Source organism: Haloarcula salinisoli (assembly GCF_019599405.1).
Lineage (GTDB): Archaea > Halobacteriota > Halobacteria > Halobacteriales > Haloarculaceae > Haloarcula > Haloarcula salinisoli.
The window spans coordinates 1,184,822-1,205,924 of record NZ_RKLQ01000002.1 but is presented as its reverse complement, the minus strand read 5'-3'; the positions used below and the strand labels follow the sequence as shown (position 1 = coordinate 1,205,924).

Here is a 21,103-nt window from a genome sequence, read left to right as displayed (position 1 = left end):
CAGCGGGGACCGCCAGGTGCCGTGTGGGGGGTGGCCGACACCTGACGCGCCGCCCGTTCGTTACCTCGAATCGGTCCACTGATAACTTGCTGCCGTGTATCCACGGTGAATTTATATTAGGGCCCGCTGGGCTCGGGTATGCGATACGTGACGCTCCGGGTCGCCCCCGTCGGCGACCAACCGCTCCATCCGCTGATGGGTGAGCTCGCGGCCGCCGAGGACATCACGCGAGAGGCCATTCACCGTGTCGAGCTGCTCGAAGACGGGACCGTCGTGATGGTCGGCGAGTCGCGGGGGAACCAGGACCACTTCGAACGTATCATGGCCGACAACGACTACGTGCTGGAGTTCACCACGACGGGCGCCGACGGCCAGTGGTACTCCTACTCCAACTTCGAGCCGACCGAAATCAGCGAGCAGATGCTCCTGGCCCAGCAGCAGACGACGGGCCTCATCGAGATGCCAATCGTCCCGAACGCCGACGGCTCGATAGCGTTCACGCTCGTCGGCGACGAGGCGAGTCTGCAGGAATCGATGCCGCCGGAGATGGACGGCTACACGGTGGAGCTGCTGGAGACAGGGGACCGCGAACCCCGGGCCGGGGACCTCTTTGCCTGTCTCACCGAGCGCCAGCAGACCGTCCTCGAAACCGCTATCGACCGCGGCTACTACGCGAACCCCCGCGAGGCGACCCACGACGACCTCGCCGACGCACTCGACTGTTCGCCCAGTACGGTCGGTGAACACCTCCGCAAGATAGAGGCCCGCGTCTTCGCGCAGTTCAGTCGGAGCTGACCGCAGTCGTCGGGTTCTCGCCCCGCTCTAGGACCGCTCGGAACCGCCGGCCGGCCGCCCCCTCGGCGTCGATAGCCCGCTCGATAGCCGACGGGCACCACCCCTCGTCGACGAACCGCTCGTAGACGGGCAGGCGCTCCCTGAGGGGGACGCCGGCGGCGTCGGCGACGGCCTCGAGCTCCTCGAGGGCCGGCCAGGCGTAGTCCGGGTTGATGTGGTCGTCGGTGACCGGCGACACCCCGCCCAGGTCGTCGATACCGCAGTCGACGAGCTCCCGGGCCGGCGCGAGGTTGGGCGGGACCTGGACCGAGACGTCGTCGGGCAGCCCGGCCCGCGCCATCGCCGTTGCCCGCCGCATCGTCGCCAGGTCGGGCGAGCCACCGCGCCAGCGCTCGTTCTCGACGACCGGCTGGACGATGACCTCCTGAACGTGGTCATATCGCTCGTGCATCGCCGCGATAGCGAGGATACTTTCGGCCCGGTCGCGCCAGTCCTCGCCGATACCCACGAGGATACCCGTCGTGAAGGGCACGCCGAGCTCGCCGGCGGTCCGAATCGTCGCCAGCCGCTGGCCCGGCGACTTGGCCCGCGGCCCGCCGTGGGCCTGGACGTCGGCCGTGGTCTCCAGCATCACGCCCATCGAGGCGTTCAGGTCCGCGACGGTGGCCATCTGCTCGCGGGTCTGGTCGCCGGGATTGGCGTGTGGCAGCAGGCCCTCCGAGAGCGCGATCTCGCAGGCCTCCCGGAGGTACTCGTGGATGCTCTCGTGGCCCAGCTCGGCGAGCTGGTCGTATAGCTCGGTGTAGCGGTCGTCGGGGTCGTCGCCGAACGTAAAGAGCGCCTCCGTACAGCCCGCCGCCGCGCCGGCCCGGCAGGTGTCGCGTATCTCCTCAGGCGTCATGAGCGTCGCCTGCCCCGGCGGGTCGTAGTACGTACAGTAGGTGCAGGTGTACCGACACGCCGTCGTCAGCGGAACGAAGACGTTCCGGCAGTAGGAAAGTTCGGGCGCCGCGTCGACGTCCTCGGGCATCACCGACAGCAGCCGCTGGACCTCGCTGTCGGGGATCGCGATGTCGACGTCGTACTCGTCGGCGCCCGGAATCACGTCTCCGAGTCAGTGGCCGACGGACAAAAGCGTCTAGTAACGAGAGTCAGCGGGTCAGCCATCGGCGTGCGCGAAGACGAACGCCCGCAGCAGCTTCGCGGCGAGTGTCGCGGCCTGACCGTCGTCGCGGTCGTTGACCTCCACGACGTCGAACCCGACGGCGTGGGGGGCGACCGCTCGCACGACGTCCTGAAGCTCTCGGGGGGACAGGCCGAACGGTTCGGGCGTGCCGGTCCCCGGCGCGAACCCGGGGTCTGCGGCGTCGATGTCGACGGAGCAGTAGACCCGCTCGCCGTCCAAGTCGGGCGTCCAGTCGGCCACGTCCTCGGGGGGAACGACCGTCACGTCCCCCTCGCTGGCCCGCTCCCACTCGGCCTCGCTTCCGGTACGAGCGCCCAGAACCACTGCCCGGTCGGCCACATCTAACGCGTGGTGGGTCACGGTCGCGTGCGAGAGGTCGTCGCCGGCGTAGGACTCCCGGAGGTCCAGATGGGCGTCGGTACAGACGAACACGTCCGGGTCCAGCGCGCGGACGGCGGCGACGGTGACGGTGTGCTCGCCGCCGACCAGCAGGGGGACAGCGCCGTCCCTGTCGAACTCACTGATGGCGCTCTCGAGGTAGGTGAGGTATTCGGCGGTGTCGGCCGAGGGGCCGATGTCGCCGTGGTCGTACACACCGAGGTTGGAAAAGTGGGCCCCGGTGTGGTGGTCGAAATCGTCGAACTGTTCGCCGAAGTCACGGACGCGGCGCGGGCCAAAGCGGGTGCCGGGCCGAAACGACGTCGAGACGTCGAGCGGGGCCCCCACGAGGGCGTAGGCCGCCGCCTCGCGGTCGGCGACCGCGCCGGGAAAGGTCATTACGAGCGGGTAATCTTGCGCTGTTCCTCGTATTCGAGGTACTCGATCTCGTCGTCCGGCTCCAGGTCCACGTCGTCGGGCATCAGCATGGTGAACGTCTCGTAGGTCTCCAGGTCCATCACCTGGGCGTCGCCGCCGTCGGTCGAGACGACCTGGCCCTGCTTCCGGTCGACGATGGGGACCCATATCTTCGCGTCGACGGGCTGGGAGAGCGAGCGCTTCTTGCTGTCGAAGACGCCGCGGGCGTCGATGCGGGCCTTCGCGCTGCCGTGTTTGCCCGGCTTGGCCGTGCTGTAGGAGTCGATTTTACACGGTGTGTCGTCTATCATCACGTAGCTTCCCTCGTCGAGTTCACGAACTTCCGTCTGCTGTCGAGCCATACCGCCGTGTTGCCGGTGTTGTAGTATAAACGGTTTGGAATCCGGGGCGCCGCCCCGATTGGCTGCCCGGGCCGCATAACTTGGCGGAGTCGAACGGCTTATTACCGGCAGATAGAACCCAGTGGTATGCAGCTATCCGACGCGCAGTTCGAACAGTACCAGCGCGACGGCTACGTCGTCGTCGAGGATTGTCTCGACGGCGCAGTCGTCGAGCGCGTGACCGAGCGTATCGACTCGTATGTCAGGGGCGAGCGCGAGGAGAGCCAGTTCGAGCGGATGCTCGAACCCGAGGCCGACACCGACGCGCTCGGCGACGCCGACCCCGTCCGGAAGTTCGAGGGGCTGGGGATGGTCCGCGAGGACGACGTCTTCGCCGACCTCGTCCACGACGAGAACGTCGTCGATATCGTGACACAGCTCCAGGGGCCGAACTGCTCCTTGCTCCGCAGCGCGGCCATGCTCAAGCCGCCACGCGTGGGCAGCGAGAAGAAGTACCACCAGGACGCCGCCTACTACCCCATCCACCCGATGGACCACGTGACGGTGTGGATGGCCCTGGACCAGTCGACGACCGAGAACGGCTGTATGCAGGTCGTACCGGGGGCCCACAAGGACGGCCTCCTGGGTCACGAGGCCATCGAGTACGACACCGACATCACCATCGCCGAGACCGATTACGGCCCCGAGGACGCCGTCGCCCTGCCGATGGAGCCCGGCGACGTGCTCTTCCAGCACTGCCTGTTGCCCCACTACACCGCGCCCAACGAGACCGACGACTGGCGGCGGGCCTACATCGCCTCCTATATGCGGAACCGGTCGCGATTCACCGACGAGGACCCGCCGGCGTGGGTCGATAGCGAACACGTCTGTGGCGACACGTTCCCGGGGTGCGTGTAGATGGCGACGAGTGACGCGAGCGACGCAAGCGGGATTGTCGGCAAACTCCAGAACATGGGGCCGACGTGGCTCGCAGGGGCCATCGCCGTCGGGCCGGCGACGATTGGCGCGCTCGTGACTGCGGGGGCGGGCTTTGGCTACACGCTCCTGTGGGTCGTCGTCCTCTCGGCGATGATGGGGACGACCGCGCAGTATCTCGCGATGCGGCTGGGACTGCTGACCGAGGCCGGCATCGTCTCCGCGGTCGAGGACAACCTCGGCTCGTCGTGGGCGTGGCTGCTGGTTGCCGATACGGTCATCGCTGCCGGGCTCGCCCAGCTCGTCATCATGAAGACCCTCGCAGGCGTCTCCGCCGAGGTCACGGGGCTTTCCCCCGTCGTCTGGGCAGTCGCCTGGAGCGTCGTCCTGGCGATTGGACTGGCCGGCGGCGGCTACCGCTACGCCGAGTGGGGTGCGAAGATACTGGTCTCGCTGGTCGTCCTGCTGTTCGTCGCGTCGCTCTTTGTCGTCCCCATCGACGTCGGTGCGGCCGCGACCGGGCTCGTCCCGTCCATTCCGGCCGGCGTCGAGGGCGCGCTGCTCGCGGCCGGCATCCTCGGCGGTGCGGTCCACATCGCCCTGGTGACGATGCAGTCCTACACGATGCGAGCCCGCGGCTGGACGACCGAGGAGTCGGCGCTGGCTCGCTTCGACGTGGCCGCGTCGATGCTGGTCGCCTTCGGCGTCGCCAGCCTCGCCATCTTCCTCGTCGCCGCCTCGGTCCTCTCGGACCCGAGCCTCAGCGTCGTGGCCGCCGCGAACGCGCTCGGACCGCTGGTCGGGAGCAACGCCAAGTGGCTGTTCCTGCTGGGCCTGTGGGGCGCGGCCGTGACGACGCTCGGGGGTAACACCGTCGTCCCGCCGTATCTCGTCGCGGACAAGATGGGCTGGGCACAGGACACCTCGGACTCGCGCTACCAGGCCACTGTGGCCGCGTTCGCGCTCGTCAGCGCGCTGGGCGTGTTCATCCCCGGCGCAGTCTTCGGGCTGCTCGTCCAGGCCCTGGCCATCGGCTTCGTCGGCACCCCCTTCGTGCTCGCGCTGGTCCTCTATCTGCTGAACGACCCGACCGCCGTCCCGCAGACCAACTCCGTCGTCGAGAACGTCGGCGGTCTCCTGCTCGTCGGCATCAGCACCGTGGTCGCGGGCCAGTGGCTCCAGCGCGTGGCCGCGGGCGGGGTGACCGACCCGGTCTCGCTGGCCATCCTGGCCTTCGCCGCCGTGCTGGGCGCGGCGATGGTCGGGCTGCTGGGACTCTCGGTCAGGAACTGGCTCGCCGACGACACCGAGCCCGCGATGGCAGCCGACTGAATGGCGCTCTCGGTTCCACTATACGGCACGACCCTCGTCGTCGGCCCCTCGAACGTCGGGAAGACCCAGCTGACAGCCAGAACGCTCGATAGCTGGGTCGACGAACACGGCCCCGAGGGCATCGTCCTCCTCGATTTCGCGCCCACGGTCGAACGTGACGGGAAGATACTCGGCGGACCGCTCACGCAGTTTACGACCGTTCCCGACGGCGCCTACCACGGTGTCGTCGACGCCCACGCACCCCGCTCGGAGGGCACTGACGACGCCGAGACACTGGCGCTGGCGGTGACTAACGCCGACAACGCGGCCGCGATGCTCGACGCCGCACCGGCCGACCCCGCCGCCGTCTTCGTCAACGACGCCACCATCGCGTTACAGAGTGACCGAGCGCTGACCGAGCGTCTGACCGACTACTGCGACCGGGCCGACTGCGCCGTGCTCAACGCGTTCGAGAGCGACGAACTCGGCGTCGAGAATCCGGTGTCGGAGAACGAGCGGGCGGCGCTTGCGGCGCTGCGAGCGTGGGCCGACCGCGTGGTCGAGCTGTCCTGATACTGCCGGCTGTAGCTCGTGAAAATATTTGCCACCCCCGAGGTGACGAATTATTTGCGTTTGTTACAGCCGGCAGTGTGAATCACGTGGGCGTGGCGGTTGTTTGTATCGTCGCCGTCGGCACAGCAAAACACGGTGACAGGTGTGAGACGGGTCTCACGGGCTTCAGGAGCTAGTGGGATGGCTCGCCCTGGTGGACCTTGTGTATCTCGTCGGCGGTGAGACCGTGGGCGTGTTCGTGGACCTTCTCGCCCGCCTCCTTGCTCGGTCCCTCGAAGAGGCAAAAGACCGCACCCTCGTCCTCGTCGACCCAGTAGTTCAGATACTCGACGTCGTACTCTTGCTGTGTCTCGACGTCTTTCTCATGTGCCTCGATAACGTCATCTACGGTCGCGTCTACGTCTCTGTGAACGTCCATAAACAGTGGCATCGTACCTCGGTAGTTGACACTCGCCAAATATAACAGTATTTTGATATTTGAGACGGCTTGCGTGGAGATGGTGGCCAGGTGTCGCCAGTAACGAGTGAATTACTCCCCGAGAACGCCGGGGCCGTCTGTCCACCGACGCGACGATGGCGCTGGGCCGACGGCGTGGTCGAACTCAGTCGCCGCTGACCGACCCCGTCTGGTCGATATCGGAGACGGCGATGAGAAGCCGTTCGTCGTCGAGCGCCGTCACCAGCTTCGACTCGGTGAAGGTGTCGCCGTCGGCGCGGAGCCCCTCGCTTCGTCCCTCCCACTTGCCGCCCTCCCGAACCACTGGCAACACGTTCGACCTGACGTGGTCGACCTCGCTGTCCGGGTGGAGTTCCGTCCAGTGTTTCCCGACGATTTCGTCGGGTTCGTAGCCGTAGACGGACGCGTACAGCTCGTCCACCCGTTCGAAGCGCTCGTCGGGACCGATGATTCCCACCCCGTCCAGCTCCGCCTCGACCGACGCGTCGAACTGTCCCTCCGAGTGGACGGCGTGTTCGACACGCCGGATGAGCATCGTGTACGGCTCCGTCCCGTACCCCTTCTGGAGGTAATCCGAGAGGCCGGCACTGATTATCTCCGCGGCGACGCTGTCGGTCTCCTCCCTGGAGAACAGCAGGACCGGCAAGGTCGGCTCTGTCTCCCGAATCGCGTCGAGCAGTTCGATGCCAGTCATCCCCGGCATCCGGTAATCGGTAACGACACAGTCGAACGCCGTCTCGCTCCCGCGAATGCGCTCTAGGGCATCTCGGGGAGCCGTCTCGGTCGTCACTTCACAACGTAGGCCGCTCTCACCGGCCTCCAAATAGTGCTGGACCAGGTCGCCAAGTCCGGAGCTATCGTCCACGTGGAGCACCTGAACGGGCTCGTCGGTGGTAGTGGCCATTCTGTGCGTACGTTAGCGAGCGGTGAGATAATAGTTCGCTCGCGATTCTCAGCGGTGAAAACAGCCAACAACGTGCAAAGTGTGGCCTACTCGTCCTCGCCGGGCAGCCCCATCGCGCCGACGTTGCCGCCCTCACGTTCGCGCATACTCTGTCGGGTGAACTGCGGTTTCGCGCGGACGCCCTTCTTCTGGCGGAACGACCACCACAGCGCGAGCGCGAGCGCGAGCACCGCGAGGCCGGCGATACCCGAGACGACCAGCCCCGCCTCTGCGTAGAGGAACGCCGTCGAGAACAGCGTGCTGGCGAGCAACATTCCCAGGATGAGGCGTTTGGTCATCGTCGCCAGCAGGCGGTCGGAGTCCTCGATGTCGGCCCGAACGGTGAGTTCCTCCCGCTCGACCCTGTCGAGGACCGATTCGAGTTTCGGTGGGATTCGAACGGCGGACTGGGCGGCGTCGGTCACCTCGGTGGCGCGGTCCTCGACGTAGTTTTTCACGCCGGCGGTGATGTGCCCCTCCTCTCGGAGGAAGCCGGTCGCGACCGAGATGAAGTCGAAATCGGGATCCAGCGTCACACAGACCCCCTCGACGACGGTGGCGACCCGGAGGACGAGCGCCAGGTTCGCGGGCAACCGGAGTGGAAACTCGTAGATGGTGTCCTCTACCTGCTGGACGATCTGCTGGACGCGGTACTGCTCGATGTCCTCCCCGCGGGCGTCGGCGATTGCCAGCTCCATCACGTCGCCCATCACCTGCCGGTCGGCCTCGGGCGAGAGGGTCCCCATCTCGATGAGGGCGTCGAGGATAGCCTCGATGTTCTGGTCGGCGACGGCGGCGTAGAAGTCGACAATCTTCTCCTGGACGAACGGGTCGACCCGGCCCGACATCCCGAAGTCGTAGAAGACGAGCTTGCCGTCCGCCTGGACGGCGAGGTTGCCGGGGTGGGGGTCGGCGTGGAAGACGCCGTCGTCGATTATCATCTGGAGGTACGCCTCCTGCAGCGTCTCCGCGAGTTCGGTCCGGTCGAACCCCCGCTCGTCGAGGTCGTCGATGTCGTTTATCTTCGTGCCGGGGACGTACTCCATCGTGAGCACGCGCCGGGTGGAGTGGCTCTCCATCACGGCGGGGATGCGGATGCGGTCGTTGTCCGTGAAGTTGCCCCGAATCTCCCGGAGCATGTCGGCCTCCCGCTCGTAGTCCATCTCCTCGCGGATGGTCTTGGCGAACTCGTCGGCCAGGGTCTCCAGCGAGAACGACCGTGCGTCGCCGAGGAAGTACATCAGGATGGGCAGAGACCAGCGGATGACCCGGAGGTCGGCCTCGACGAGGTCCTCGATTTCGGGCCGTCGGATCTTCACGGCGACGTCCTGGCCGTCGACCCGGGCTTGATACACCTGGCCCAGCGACGCGCCGCTGATGGCGTCGGTGTCGAACTCGGCGAAGCGCTCGTCGACGGGGCCGAGTTCCTCTTCGAGGACGACCTTCGCACGGTCCCAGTCGGCCGGCGGCACACGGTCCTGCAGCGCCGCGAACTCGTCGATATACTCCGGCGGGAGCACGTCCGGCCGCGTCGACAGCAGCTGTCCGAGTTTGATGAACGTCGGGCCAAGCGTCAACAGCGAATCGAGCAGCGACTGGGCACGCTCGCGGCGCTGTTCGCTCGTGACTCGCCGCGACGACCCGAACAGGAGGAACCGCTTCCGGTCGCGGGCGTACGCGAGCATCAGGGGGAGGAACTGCCGGGCGACGACGAGGAACCGCCAGTACGCGCGGAGATTCACCTACAGGGCACCTCTTCTCACGCCTCGTCGATGGGAATCGTCGTGCTCGGCGCGGCCGAGGCCTTCGGAATCGTGAGTTCGAGGACCCCGCGAGAGACCGTCCCCTCTGCGCCCTGGCCGGTGGCGTCCGGCGGCAGGGGCAGCTCGACGTCGAGGAACACCGAGCGGTCCTCGCGGACGAAGCGGAACTCCCGAGGCACGTCCTTGCTGCGCTGGCCCTCGATAACGAGACGGCCGCCCTCGACCGAGACTTCGAGGCTGTCGGCGGTCACGCCCGGCAGGTCCAACACGAGCAGGTACCCCTCCTCGGATTCGAGCACGTCCGCGAACACGGCGTCTGGAAGCGACCCTAACGCTTCACGCAGCGCTGACATAGGGCGACCTAGGGATGGCGCAGTGGTAAACCCGGCGGTTTCGACAGTCTCGCCGACTGCGGGTCGTCACTCACAGGCTGGTCAACGGCCTGTAGTCGAAGCCGACCGGGACGGTGTGAGTCTGCATACGTGGGACAACGGCACGGTGTTTAAATAAAGCACCAGTTTCGCTGCCGTTGATACCCACATTGCCGATGTTTGCCGCCACGCCCTCGTGGGCTTTCATACATACGTAGGGGCCGTAGCCGTTTCAGTCCTCCCCCGCTTTCGGAGCGAATACGCAGACAAGAGCCCCTGAAGGAGCCGATTCATGGTGTTTCGGGAATTCTGGGACCACTGTTACCCAACACACGACCGGGTTCACGAGTATCGTTGGTTAATCCTAAGTGGCTTCGACGCGCGAGCGCGGCGGGAACACTGTGCCACCAGAGTTCAACCAGAGCGCCGACAGCCAATGTGCGAGGCTTCAAAGACTTATTGAGTAATGGGGCATCAGTTCTATCGACGCCTGTGAGCCGTTCAGTGTCTTCAAAAGCGGCCGAGAGTTCAGACTATCCTAAAACCTCTGTGTCTCTTACCGTACTATACTACTGTAAGAAACATTGAGGCCGAAACCTCGTCGTCGCACTCAAACATTCCCAATCGGGGGTGGAATTTGAAAGCCGAACCTCTGAAATTGGTTTGGCACTCTATGCTGGTATTCACCGCTCTGAAACCACCCGCCGAACAGGGAGAAACTGATTCGTCACCACCGCCGCTGATGATCAGACACGTTCGTCACCACAATCCCTGTGGTGGGTACCGTCCCGGTAGAGGGATAGGGCCGCCTCACCCGGTCGCCGGTGACAGGTGTCGTCTCATTCCCTCTGTGACACTCGCGGCGCCGTTTGGGCACGGGGAGGCACCCGGGGGGACGGGTGGTGGGCCAGCCGGGTGTCCGGCGAGGGGGACAGATGGGGTCGCCGGGGGTCACTGGGTGACCAAGAAGATAGTAGTCTCTATTAGTCTGGTTGCCGCCGAGGAGACAGTTAACAATCCCTACAGAGGGGCCACCTACCTTGGGAATCAATCTCCGACACTCGATTGAATATCACAGACTCAACGAGACAATCGTTCAGCCACTATGTTTCTCTTTTCGCAATCAGATGGTAATTTTCATCGTTTCTCTGCGACAATGTCTCTACGTTGAAACCGTCCAAAAGCTCGTATAATTCGGACTCTGTGGCTCTAAATTGACCTAATAGGTCTCTATGCACCTCAATAACAAGCAGTCTACATTCCGGACGGGCCAATATTTGGGAAAGTCCCTTAAGTACATCAACCTCTGCACCTTCAACATCGATTTTTAGTACTGTTGGCACCTCTATACGCGATTCATTAACAACGGAATCGCCCGGTCGAACAGCCGTTTGAATTGCACCATCGCTCTCGGTCAAGCCTCCCGGGTTCTTCCCTTCAATTGCTACTGTTAGTTCCTTACGTTCTGCTCCAAGTGCGAATTGGTTAATGGTTGCCGATAGATCATTTTGAGAGAGATTCCGCTTGATTTTATTCGCTCGGTCGGGGACTGGTTCAAACACGGAGACATCTGCACCAGTTGCGGCCAGCGGCGTCGTAAACATCCCCCAGCTGCCTCCAATATCCCACACAGTGTCATCTGACCTAACCTCGGATACGAGTGTTTCCAATACCTCTCTCTCTCCCATAAGGGTCTCCCAACGCTTTGTTTCACGCCAATTTTTTGTAACAAATTCTACCTCAATGTCATTTGTTGAAATAGTTATTGTCTCGTTACTGGATAGGTGGCGAATTTGCCAGTAATAGGGCCGTAACTTGTAATTAAGAAACTGACGTGTGCCAACGGCAAGGCCTCGAATCCCACCGTTTTGAAGCCGTGTGAGGGCCCGAGAGTAAAGTTCTAACATAATGTGTGCTATCTCGTTCTGTCTGCATCTATCTTCTGGCCTGCTTACTATTCAGATGGATTAGATGTCCGCTCAAGTAAGTGAGGCATGGGGGGCGCACGGGGGACCAGACGGAGGGGTCAGAAGCCTCTCCGAATCCAACCAACTAAAGACACGCCTGAAGCATTTTCCCACGACTGGGATATTATGTATCCTATCAATAGTGCCATCCCATAGAGTGCAGGTTGAAGAAGTGGGATAATCGGAGTTATCCGTTCGATTTCTGGATAAATTCGGGGGCCAAACTTACTAACGAATTCAATTGTGTAGGGATGGATATGTATGAGAAGGGCACTAACGATTAGCAGTTTTGGAAAATCCCCATCGTTTTCCATTTCATAAAATCCAACCATTACGATAGCCGGGATAGCCGTACTCAAGGCAAGTGTGTTTGTCGTTGGCCCTGCTATCGGGACAATGGCCACACCAAGTGCGAAAATATACTCAATTGGTATCTTTGACTCGTTTGAATGCAATGCCAATCCAATTGTAATAAAAACGAGGATGATTCTTGGGAGGTGTTTTAGTGAACCCAATAGGAAAAAGGGGTTGAAGTGACCGGCGTTCCACTTATTTGGCTCCAGTGTTGTGGACTCCCATCCTTTCCCTCCTATAAGAATATTTAGGTATTCCACGTGGCTCTCTAATCCAAATATCAGCAACCCGAACAGAAGAACAAAAAGACCCGTCCATAGAGAAGAAAATAAACGTTTACGACTCCGAAGTAAATGTGCACCACTTGTTGCATAAAAAGGTTTAATAGCACTACCAAGTGTCGTAAGCATACCACTTTGACCATCCCGTTTTGTGCGAAGAGCAGCACCTGATAAACAAAGTAATCCAGTCAGTAGGCCAGATACTTGCCCCGCTTTAATCCAAGTTATTGTTGGCGCAAAAGATATAACAGATAGATATAACAGAACTCGGCTGCTATCCGTAATATTCACAGTGAATGTGGAAACTAATTTTGAAACTGACCAGACAAGGAACACAAGTACCAATATATCCCAAACCAAACCGGCAGCTGTGGCCGGTAAAACAGTAAAAGGGACAAACAATAATATAAAAATAGGTGGATAAAGGTACGGCATATCCCCGGAAATCTCTGCCTGTATAGAAGGAATTTCTTGGGTCGTTTGGTAAAGTGGAGCGCCGTTAAGGAATCGAACAGCACCATTATAGTAGGCCCCAAAATCCTGCAATCTCGGTTGTTGTACTAATCCGACATACATGAGAATTAAGTTCAAAGGAATATACAGAACGATTGGAGAAAGTAATATACACCACAGTATATCTTCTCTCGATTCTGTAGAAGAAATCTGGAGACGGAATATACCATAACTTGAAATTAAAAATACGAACCCAATTACAAATGCTGATATCATCCAGATAGGGGATATTCCAATAGTAGGAATCAAAATGCCAATTCCTACCACCAACCCCAATAAGAGCGAGTAGAACCCAAGACGGGCGAATATATTCTCTATTTCACTCAACATGGTATCCGCTTATACCAGATGGTACAATTACTGTTCCGAAATCCTGTTAAGAATTGTGTCATTTTTGTCATTAATTGACCACGTTCATGGAATAAGACGAAGAATCGATATAAGCGATTTAGGAGTCGCGCGATTCACCTGTAACCCTAAATCCCTTGACCCCCCCCGCCCTCTGTGATTGTCCGATTCTCTGGGTAGAATTGCCGCGAAGGAATGACCATGGTGGTTTATATCTTAAACACCCTTGTTGTCATTTTTCGGACACTGATTGAAGGCCATTTCGTCAGTCAATATCCCCGATAAGACGAGCCAACGCGACGGCCAATTTTGTTCTTTGCTCGGTAAATTCTCGACTGCGCTTGTCTTCGAGTTCGGCAAGCAGGTGGCCTCGTATTCAGGTATATTGGCTTCCGGGAATTCGTCCTGCTTCTGGATATATGATTGTTCGACGCCGTCGTCAAGTATTTCCGGGTACATAGAGCGTTGAGTTGGCCTTCGAGCGAAACGTTGTTCAGGTCTTGGGCACGGTACTGCTGGAACCGGAGCAGGTCACCCCCGAAAGCCGGTTCAGATTCGCTACGTCTTCCGTCCCGCACCCCTCTACGAACTTTTCGAGTTTGTACTCCGGTAGGGGTCGCTGGTCGCGTCGGTTACTTCGTTCTGACGGGCACGCAGGTAGAGGCGAACTGCCTCGTCCGAAGCGATGAGTTAGAGCGTGGTTTCGGACCTTGGTGAATATCTCCGAAAGTACGATAGAGGCTGTAATCGGCGCGATGAGCCGGTCGTAGAACAATCACATTAGCAGGACGAAAAATCCACCCAACCACAGGGTGATGAGCAGTCCGAACCCCGCTTTCCGGAGTCCCCGCCAGGCGACTCGCCGCGCCGCCCCTCCCTGGTCCGTGTCCGAAATGACGAACATCGGCGCTTCGTCGCCGTCGCCCACCATCACGTCGACGAGGCTACTCCCCCACTCGACGGACGGCCCGCGTCGGGCCTGCCCGTAGACGTGTACATCGTCGCCCGGGTGGAGACGGCGCTCGGTGTATCGCTGTTTGTTGTCCCGGATTAGCCGGAGTGGTTCGTCGGCATCGTCTGTGGGTTGTTTGAGCTCGCTGAACCCGAACGCTTTCTCATTCGAGTCCACGGATTCGACGACATCATCTGTGAGTGTTCTGCGGTAGGTGAACCCGTATACTTTCTCACTCGAGTCGATGAATTCGACGGCGTCGCTGACGTTGGGTGGCTCGCGTCCGGACCTGACCCGCTCCGAGTGAGGTTGGCAATTGATATCCGCGCCGTTGGGGTCGACGACCACCCGTCCGGTGCCGTCGTCGACGACGAACTCGACACCGTCCATCCCCGCTCCGACCGTCGCCCACTTCCGGTTACCTCCTTCCCGGACGTATTCCTCGAGCTTGTAACTGTAGGCCAGACAGCGGGTTCCGGTCAAGGGCGACTCGACGGTGCCGTCGTCGCCCTCGACGGCCTGTCCCTCGATCTCGACGGGACCGCGGTGACCGTGGAGTTGCGCCACCGGCAGCGGGTCGTTGCTGAGTATCGGGTACACACGAGTCAGTCGGCGAAAAGCTTTGTAACAGATGTGGAGGCCGAGGGCGACACCGGCGAGGCACACGAGCTGGAAGAAGAAAGGCTTGGGGTCGCTAGCGAAGACGGTGGCCAAAATGTGCTCCGGAAGGCCCATACGTTCAAGCCAGTCAAGTCGTATAAAAGCGTTTTCAGTGTGTGAGATGGAGTCTATCGGATTCTCACACGAGCGCCGAGAGTGTGAGTCCCACGGCGGCCGCGACCAGAGCGAGACCCAGCCCGGCCCGCCAGAGCCCGCCACGAGCGATTCGCCACGCCGTCCCGCGTTCGTCGGTATCGGAGATGACGAACACCGGCGTCCCCGCTCCGTCGCCCACGAGCGCGTCGACGAGGTTGCTCCCCCACTCGGCGGATGGCCCCCGTGTCGCCTGCCCGTAGACGTACACCGTCTCGCCGACGTCGAGGCGGCGCTCGGTGAACCGCTGGTTGTTACCGACCTCGAACTGCGTTATCTTCAGGTCTATCACCCGGTCCTGCGGGTCGACGTTCTCGTTTTCGGCGACGTACTGGGCGATTCGCTCGGGCAACTCGGTGTTGGGCGGAATCGTCACCGAGTGCGATTCGAGGTGGATGTCCGCGCCGTCGGGATTGACGACCACCCGCCCGGTGCCGTCGTCGACGACGAAGTCGACGCCGCCCATCCCGGTGTCCAGCGTCTTCCAGGACTGGGTCTTGCCCGACTGGCGAAGCTCTTCGACCTCGTAGGTGTAGGCCAGACAGCGCGAGCCGGTGAAGGGTGCCTCGACGGTGCCGGCGTCGCCCTCGACGGCCCGGCCCTCTATCTCGACGGGGCCGCGGTGGCCGTGGAGGTCGCGCACGGGCAGGGGGTCGTTCCGGAGGATGTGGAAGACGGTCTGGAGTCGACGGCCGCCGGTGTAACAGAAGTAGCCACCGACGGCGAGGGCACCGAGGGCGACGAGCTGCGGGAGGACCATATCTTCGGGACCGTCTGGCCGAATCAAAAGCGTTGTCGGTATATGTGAACCCATCCCAGGACTCCGGACGCTTTTGCCCCAGTAGCGCCAACAGCGAATATGGCCGGGGCCTCGCCGACCGACGTAGAGGAGTGTACGCTGGAGACCGCTCGCCGCCAGCTTGGCAGTTACGCGGTGCCGGTCGACCGGACCGACCGCATCCCGCTGTCGGTCGCGGTCGGGCGCGTGCTGGCGACCGACGCGACGGCCAACGACCGGATTTCCGGCGCCGACGTCGGCGTCGACGACACCGTCTTCCAGCGTGGCCACCAGCTCCGACCCGCCGACCTGGGGCTGTTGAAGGCCGCGGGCGTGAACGAGGTACTCGCCCGACAGCGTCCGCAGGTCGGCATCGTCCCGACCGGCGACGGGCTCGTCGAGTACGACGCCGGCCCGGACGAGCGGGTCGAGACGGCCGGATTCACGCTCGCCCAGTACGCCGACCGGTGGGGCGGCAAGGTGACCTACCGCAACGCCGTCGCCGACGACGCCCCCGCCCTGCGGATGGCCGTCCAGCGCGACCTCACGCGGGACGTCGTGGTTCTGACCGGCACCGAGCCGGGCGATACGGTGCGCGAGGTAGTCCGCGAACTGGGCGACATCGTCGCCGACCGCGTCGCCATCGCACCTGGCCGCGAAACGGGGCTGGCCGTGGTCCAGGACCGGCCCGTCCTCTTGCTGCCGGAGTCGCCCGTCGCCGCTCGCGTGGGTGCGGTCCAGCTGCTTCGGCCCCTGCTGAAGGGCTTTGGCGACGCACCGCTGTCGGACCACCCGACCCGTCAGGCGACGCTGGCCGACTCACTCGAAACGGACCCCGCCGTCCGGTCGTTCGTCCCGGTCGCGCTCGAGGACAGTGCGGCGACGCCGCTGTCGGGGACCGACCTGGCGACCGCGACGCGGGCCGACGGCTGGGTGACGGCGCCGGCCGAAGAGCCCGACCCCGGTGCCGGTGATACCGCCACGGTCGAGGACTGGGACTATATTCCGTGATTTAGATGGGGAAAATTTATGCCAGCGTGTCTGAAACGTGGCTGTAGATGCGAACGATAACGACCGTTTTGGTGGTACTGACCGTCCTGCTGGCCGGCTGTAACACCGGCGGAACTGGTGGAACTCCCACAGCGACGGGAACGGCGGACTCGAACGAATCGGCACCGACGATAGGGAACACGACCGTCAACGACCTGGCGGGCGTCGAGAACGGCGCGGTAACGAACATCTCCGCGCTGCTTGAGACCTTCAACCAGGATGGGTTGTCGGGGCACGCGGACCTAGATTTCTCAACAGAGAGCTCGACAGAGAACGAGAGCGCCAGCATCACCGTCAGCTATCGGAACGACACCAACGCCCAGCTCTACGAGTTTTCGGATGTGAATCAGACCGGGAAGACGGTTACCTACGTCCACAACGGGACCGACGCCGAGCGAAACACGACGACGGGCGAGGTCACCTACGGAAAAGTGTACATCCCGCAGTTCCCGCTGTTGTACGTCCAGGCACTCACATCCCAAGCAGAAACCTTGGAGTGGGAAACTGCCGGAACCACGACTGTCGACGGCGAACTGCGCTACGTCCTCGAATCGAATTCGGTTAACGACACTGCGGCCAAGAACGAGAACTACTCCGTCAGGTCGTCGAACACGACGGTCGACGCACGCCTGACCGTCGACAGCGATGGCATCATCCGGAGCGGGGACTTCGACATATCGAGCGAGGATATGTCAATTCAGATGGTTTTCTCACTCGATACCAGCGAGAGCATCACCGTCTCACAGCCCGACTGGTACGACGAGGACGAAGCGACGGCAGCGGCCGAGTAGCGACGGCCCACAGCGGTTCAGCACCGACCTGAACCGATTCCCAACGTGGGGTTCGGGATGCCGTAACATCTATTATATATTATACGGCACGTGGTACCATGCGAAAAATTGCGACTATCCTGGTTGTCCTAACGGTGCTTCTGGCCGGCTGTAACACCGGCGGAACCGGTGGGACACCGACAGCGACGGGGACGGCGGACTCGAACGAATCGGCACCCACGATGGAGGGCTCCATCAACGACCTCGACGGCGTCGAGAACGGCGAGGTCACGAATGTTTCCTCGCTTCTTGACACTTTCTACGGTGAGGGGTTGTCGGGGTACGTGGACTTCGACTTCTCCGCGGAGGAGAAAAACAGCGGATACACAGTTGGTTATCGGAACGACACCAAATCGCAGCTCTACGAAATCTCGACGACGAATCAGAGCGGGAAAACGATCTACTATGTCCACAACGGGACCGACGCCAAGCGAAACACCACGACGGGCGAGACCACCTACGGAGAACAGCGTTTCGCTAGTTTCGTGCTGTTCGTCCCCAGCATTTACGTGAGTACCTTCGAGGTCATGGAGTGGGAAACTGCGGGCACAACGACCGTCGACGGTGAGCCGCGCTACGTCCTCGAATCGAGTTCGATAAACGACACCGCGGCCGAGAGGCAAAACTCCTCTTTCAGGTCGTCGAACACCACGGTCGATGCACGTGTGACCGTCGACAGCGATGGCATCATCCGGAGCGGACAGATGAACATATCGACCACGGAAGATTCGGCAACGATGACGTTCACGCTCGATACCAGCGAGAGCATCACGGTTACGCAGCCCGACTGGTACGACGAAGCCGAAGCGCAAGCCGAGTCGTCCAGTTCCTGAAGTTACGCGCTGGCCCTTTAGCGGACATTTTTCCGATTGAAGACCGGGCCAGGCAGGGGGACCGAACCGATTCCCCGGTGCCACTGACCCGACGGTCAGCGCCGCTATCTGTCCGCCCGATTCAGGCGAATGCTGTGACTATTACCGGAAAATTTCATTGTGAAATTTTTTTATCAACCTTGACTGAGTATAGAAATAATGCGAAAAGGAATCGCTGTTCTGGTCGTCTGTATGGTCGCCCTGGCCGGCTGTAGCACGGGTGACACCGGTTCGACGCCGACGACGGAGATGGGCGACGACCAGACCGAGACGGGGACAGACACCATGAGCGACACCACCCCCAGCGAGGAGATGGGGACGGAGTCCGGGACGGAAACGGACACCGGTGACGACGGCGATATGGACACCGGTGACGACAACAGTACCACCACCGGTGACGGCTTCAACAGCCTCCCGGGCGTCTCGAACGGCGAGGTGACCAACACTTCTGCGCTAGTTAACGCAAGCGGCGACCAGGTGTTCGATTCGCCGACCGACTTCGAGCTCTCCGGCCCCGCAACCGAGGGCCGGTTTACTTTCACGCTCCGAAACGACAGTGAGCAGACGCTGATGGTGATAAACGAAACGAGTACGAGCAGCAAATTGGAGTACTACATTACCGAAGACGAGACCTACGCGAAGCGTAACACCACCAGCGGTGAGATCTCGTACGGGAACAACGAGAGCAGCCTCTCGTTCGAAACGAGAATTAGATTCCTCATCCCAGTGATGTACATCGACTATCTTGGACTGATGGAGTGGGAGACGGCCGGCACGACGACTGTCGACGGTGAAGAGGCGTACGTGTTCGAGTCGAGCGCCATCAACCAGACCGCGTTACAGGAGTCCGACTACAACGCACCGGCGCTGGAGAACGCCACCGCGGCGTCGGGGCGGCTCGTGGTCGGCCCTGACGGCGTGATGCACGACGCGAGCATCGAGACCGAATCACCCGAAGGCGGGGCAACGATGCGCTACAACCTGAGCACGGACGCCAGTACCGACGTCACCCAGCCGAGCTGGTTCGACGAGGCCGAAGCGGAAGCGAGCAGTCAGGGCTAGGGCTGGACCGTCCACGACCCGCTTTTTTCCCACACACACACCGAGGACGCTACAGCTCTCGCAGCGACCTGACCCGGTGGTCGCCCCTGACACAGCGGTCTTTCGACAGCGGCGAGTCGCGCTCGACGTGGATACCGTCGAGACCGGCGTTCCAGGCGGCACCGATGTCGCCCGGGTTGTCGCCGGCGAGGACGCCGGTGTGACCGTTGTGGCCCACACCGAGGTCGGCCATCGCGCGGTGGACCGGGTCCGGGTCCGGTTTCCAGCCGATGTCGTCGTCACAGCAGACGACGGTGTCGAACCAGTCGCCGATGTCCAGCCCGTCGAGAATCGGCCCGGTCAGATACTCCTGACAGTGGGTGACCAGCCCCACGGGCTCCGTTCGCTCGCTGAGGAAGGTCTCGACGTCGTCGTACAGATAGGTCGCCTCGGCACGGGCGAGCGGGTCTTCCTCCTCGTGGAAGATATCCCAGAACCGCTGGGGGTCGACCTCGCGCTCGGCCAGCAGGCTGCGTCGAGCTTCACCCTGGCCGTACCACAGCAGCGCGGCCTCCCGCTCGCTGAACCCCTGGCCGAGCCGGTCGCCGACCCGCTCCATCACGTCGACCGGGTACGCCGGGTCGACGTCGACGAGCGTCCCGTCGAGGTCGAACAGCCAGAAGTCGTACTCTGCCATTGGAGCGATAGATAGGGGAGTCGCGTGTAAAGCCTTTCTGCCCCTACGTAACGTGAATCGAACTCCCCAGATACTTCTTCAGCACCTCCGAGACGTTCTCGGCGTTGAACGCGTCGAGTTCTTCGGCGATAGCGGCTTTCAGGTCGTCGAGATACGCCTCGCTCGTCCGGAGTTCGCTGAACGTTACCGACTCGACCGGGACCTCGAGGGCGTCCTCGGCCAGCCGACGACCGTGGGCGGCGTCACCGAGTTCGCCGCGCCAGAGCGTGTCCCGGAAGAACAGCCAGCCGTCCTCGACGGGTGGGTCGGCCGCTCTGGAGAGGACGGTCTCGAACGTGTCGGGGTCGGCGCGGTAGCCTGGCAGGGGGTCGAGCCGGACGGTCACGCGGAAGACGTACCGGGCCCCCGTCCCGGCCGGGTCGTGGGCGACCACGCTACTCGTAGACGTTGTCCAGCCGTTCGGCCATGTCGATGTCGTTGCCGGTGATACCGCCGGCGTCGTGGGTCGTCAGCCGTACCTCACACTCCCCCCAGCGGACGGTCATCTCGGGGTGATGCCAGGCGTCCTCGGCGACGCCCGCGGCGGCGGCGAGAAAGCCCGAGGCACCGAGATAGTCGTCGAACTCGTAGACGCGGACGATTTCGTCGCCCTCGCGGTCCCACGCCGCGGGAAGCTGGTCGCTTATCTCGTCGTCGGAAAGCAGGTCTGCCATACCGGCAGGTGGCCTGCCAGCCTCAAAGTGGTTTGGCCGCTAGGAATTGTTGTGTTCGACTGAGAGAACCATAGTGCTAACAGCCAGAAAGCCCCGAACCGTTCGACTCGGGGGTGGTTCGAAAGACGGCAAAGCCGTCTTTCGTCATCACGAAAATCGAAGATTTTCGAACGAGCTCGCTGCGCGCCTCGGTCGCATTGCTCCCTCGGTGCTTACTTCGCCCGCCGAGTCGAACGGTTCGCCCCTTTCAGTCCACCCGTAGCCGGTTGGTCAGCCAGCATGGGCGGGACTGAAAGGGGCGGCGGTCTGGACGAAGGCGGACGACGCTAGCACGCGAGCGAAGTGAGCGCGCGTGGTTCGAAAGGCGCACAACGCCTTTCGTTCATCACGAGAGAGCTTCGCTCTCTCGGACGACAGCGAGTC

General features: G+C 62.0%; 22 protein-coding genes. 8 read left to right on the top strand and 14 right to left on the bottom strand.

The features are described from left to right. Window positions 1–138 precede the first annotated feature (138 nt). Window positions 139–795: a helix-turn-helix domain-containing protein gene (locus EGD98_RS15460; protein ID WP_220589258.1), complete on the top strand. Its 657-nt coding sequence runs from the start codon at window positions 139–141 to the stop codon at window positions 793–795. On the opposite strand, the gene cofG is transcribed toward EGD98_RS15460, so the two are convergent. The 3 genes from cofG to EGD98_RS15445 are packed head-to-tail and all read right to left on the bottom strand — an operon-like array spanning window position 782 to window position 3,138. Beyond that, window positions 782–1,900 carry a 7,8-didemethyl-8-hydroxy-5-deazariboflavin synthase subunit CofG gene (gene cofG, locus EGD98_RS15455; protein WP_220589257.1) on the bottom strand — a complete coding sequence of 373 codons (1,119 nt, stop codon included), beginning with the start codon at window positions 1,898–1,900 and terminating at the stop codon, window positions 782–784. The genes EGD98_RS15460 and cofG overlap by 14 nt on opposite strands. A 54-nt stretch (window positions 1,901–1,954) precedes the next feature. Continuing rightward, entirely contained in the window at window positions 1,955–2,758 is an 804-nt protein-coding gene (speB, locus tag EGD98_RS15450; RefSeq protein WP_220589256.1) for an agmatinase, read from the bottom strand. Then, entirely contained in the window at window positions 2,758–3,138 is a 381-nt protein-coding gene (locus EGD98_RS15445; protein WP_220589255.1) for a translation initiation factor IF-5A, read from the bottom strand. The genes speB and EGD98_RS15445 overlap by 1 nt, the downstream gene beginning before the upstream one ends. A gap of 126 nt (window positions 3,139–3,264) precedes the next feature. Here EGD98_RS15445 and EGD98_RS15440 point away from each other — a divergent pair, with 126 nt between their 5' ends. The 3 genes from EGD98_RS15440 to EGD98_RS15430 are packed head-to-tail and all read left to right on the top strand — an operon-like array spanning window position 3,265 to window position 5,937. After that, window positions 3,265–4,035 (top strand): phytanoyl-CoA dioxygenase family protein, encoded by a 771-nt coding sequence (locus EGD98_RS15440; RefSeq protein ID WP_220589254.1) that lies wholly within the window; start codon window positions 3,265–3,267, stop codon window positions 4,033–4,035. Beyond that, on the top strand, window positions 4,036–5,385 hold the full coding sequence (locus tag EGD98_RS15435) for an NRAMP family divalent metal transporter (protein WP_220589253.1): 1,350 nt from the start codon (window positions 4,036–4,038) through the stop codon (window positions 5,383–5,385). Next, window positions 5,386–5,937, top strand: a complete 552-nt coding sequence (locus tag EGD98_RS15430; protein WP_220589252.1) for a hypothetical protein — start codon at window positions 5,386–5,388, stop codon at window positions 5,935–5,937. A 172-nt stretch (window positions 5,938–6,109) separates the two neighbouring features. Here EGD98_RS15430 and EGD98_RS15425 read toward each other — a convergent pair whose 3' ends face one another. The 8 genes from EGD98_RS15425 to EGD98_RS15390 all read right to left on the bottom strand — a co-directional run bounded on the left by EGD98_RS15425 (window position 6,110) and on the right by EGD98_RS15390 (window position 15,459). Further along, window positions 6,110–6,355: a DUF4242 domain-containing protein gene (locus EGD98_RS15425; RefSeq protein ID WP_220589251.1), complete on the bottom strand. Its 246-nt coding sequence runs from the start codon at window positions 6,353–6,355 to the stop codon at window positions 6,110–6,112. 184 nt (window positions 6,356–6,539) lie between these two features. After that, complete coding sequence (locus EGD98_RS15420) at window positions 6,540–7,298, bottom strand: response regulator (protein ID WP_220589250.1); 759 nt, start codon at window positions 7,296–7,298, stop codon at window positions 6,540–6,542. Between the two features lie 86 nt (window positions 7,299–7,384). After that, window positions 7,385–9,079, bottom strand: coding sequence for an ABC1 kinase family protein (locus EGD98_RS15415; RefSeq protein ID WP_220589249.1), 1,695 nt, complete (start codon window positions 9,077–9,079; stop codon window positions 7,385–7,387). Window positions 9,080–9,096: 17 nt separating this feature from the next. Further along, on the bottom strand, window positions 9,097–9,453 hold the full coding sequence (locus EGD98_RS15410) for an Hsp20/alpha crystallin family protein (protein WP_220589248.1): 357 nt from the start codon (window positions 9,451–9,453) through the stop codon (window positions 9,097–9,099). Between the two features lie 1,121 nt (window positions 9,454–10,574). Next, the gene (locus EGD98_RS15405) at window positions 10,575–11,159 is read right to left on the bottom strand and encodes an FkbM family methyltransferase (RefSeq protein ID WP_220589247.1); all 585 of its coding nucleotides are present in this window, start codon (window positions 11,157–11,159) and stop codon (window positions 10,575–10,577) included. A gap of 338 nt (window positions 11,160–11,497) precedes the next feature. Next, on the bottom strand, window positions 11,498–12,916 hold the full coding sequence (locus tag EGD98_RS15400; protein ID WP_220589246.1) for a glycosyltransferase family 87 protein: 1,419 nt from the start codon (window positions 12,914–12,916) through the stop codon (window positions 11,498–11,500). A 793-nt stretch (window positions 12,917–13,709) separates the two neighbouring features. Further along, the gene (locus EGD98_RS15395; protein WP_220589245.1) at window positions 13,710–14,486 is read right to left on the bottom strand and encodes a GIDE domain-containing protein; all 777 of its coding nucleotides are present in this window, start codon (window positions 14,484–14,486) and stop codon (window positions 13,710–13,712) included. Between the two features lie 199 nt (window positions 14,487–14,685). Continuing rightward, window positions 14,686–15,459, bottom strand: a complete 774-nt coding sequence (locus EGD98_RS15390; protein WP_220589244.1) for a GIDE domain-containing protein — start codon at window positions 15,457–15,459, stop codon at window positions 14,686–14,688. Window positions 15,460–15,558: 99 nt separating this feature from the next. On the opposite strand from EGD98_RS15390, the gene EGD98_RS15385 reads away from it, so the two are divergent. The 4 genes from EGD98_RS15385 (at window position 15,559) to EGD98_RS15370 (ending at window position 19,291) form a co-directional block, all read left to right on the top strand. Beyond that, window positions 15,559–16,488, top strand: coding sequence for a molybdopterin-binding protein (locus EGD98_RS15385; RefSeq protein ID WP_220589243.1), 930 nt, complete (start codon window positions 15,559–15,561; stop codon window positions 16,486–16,488). Between the two features lie 47 nt (window positions 16,489–16,535). Beyond that, a complete protein-coding gene (locus tag EGD98_RS15380) occupies window positions 16,536–17,318 on the top strand; it encodes a DUF7537 family lipoprotein (RefSeq protein WP_220589242.1) in 783 nt (260 codons plus the stop codon). Between the two features lie 98 nt (window positions 17,319–17,416). After that, window positions 17,417–18,190 carry a DUF7537 family lipoprotein gene (locus EGD98_RS15375; protein ID WP_220589241.1) on the top strand — a complete coding sequence of 258 codons (774 nt, stop codon included), beginning with the start codon at window positions 17,417–17,419 and terminating at the stop codon, window positions 18,188–18,190. A gap of 198 nt (window positions 18,191–18,388) precedes the next feature. Beyond that, a complete protein-coding gene (locus EGD98_RS15370; RefSeq protein ID WP_220589240.1) occupies window positions 18,389–19,291 on the top strand; it encodes a DUF7537 family lipoprotein in 903 nt (300 codons plus the stop codon). A 49-nt stretch (window positions 19,292–19,340) separates the two neighbouring features. On the opposite strand, the gene EGD98_RS15365 is transcribed toward EGD98_RS15370, so the two are convergent. The 3 genes from EGD98_RS15365 to EGD98_RS15355 are packed head-to-tail and all read right to left on the bottom strand — an operon-like array spanning window position 19,341 to window position 20,680. After that, window positions 19,341–19,967, bottom strand: a complete 627-nt coding sequence (locus EGD98_RS15365) for an HAD family hydrolase (protein ID WP_220589239.1) — start codon at window positions 19,965–19,967, stop codon at window positions 19,341–19,343. A gap of 43 nt (window positions 19,968–20,010) precedes the next feature. Further along, a complete protein-coding gene (gene lwrS / locus EGD98_RS15360) occupies window positions 20,011–20,400 on the bottom strand; it encodes an LWR-salt protein (protein ID WP_220589238.1) in 390 nt (129 codons plus the stop codon). A 1-nt stretch (window position 20,401) separates the two neighbouring features. Then, window positions 20,402–20,680 carry a 4a-hydroxytetrahydrobiopterin dehydratase gene (locus tag EGD98_RS15355; protein ID WP_220589237.1) on the bottom strand — a complete coding sequence of 93 codons (279 nt, stop codon included), beginning with the start codon at window positions 20,678–20,680 and terminating at the stop codon, window positions 20,402–20,404. Window positions 20,681–21,103: the final 423 nt, after the last annotated feature.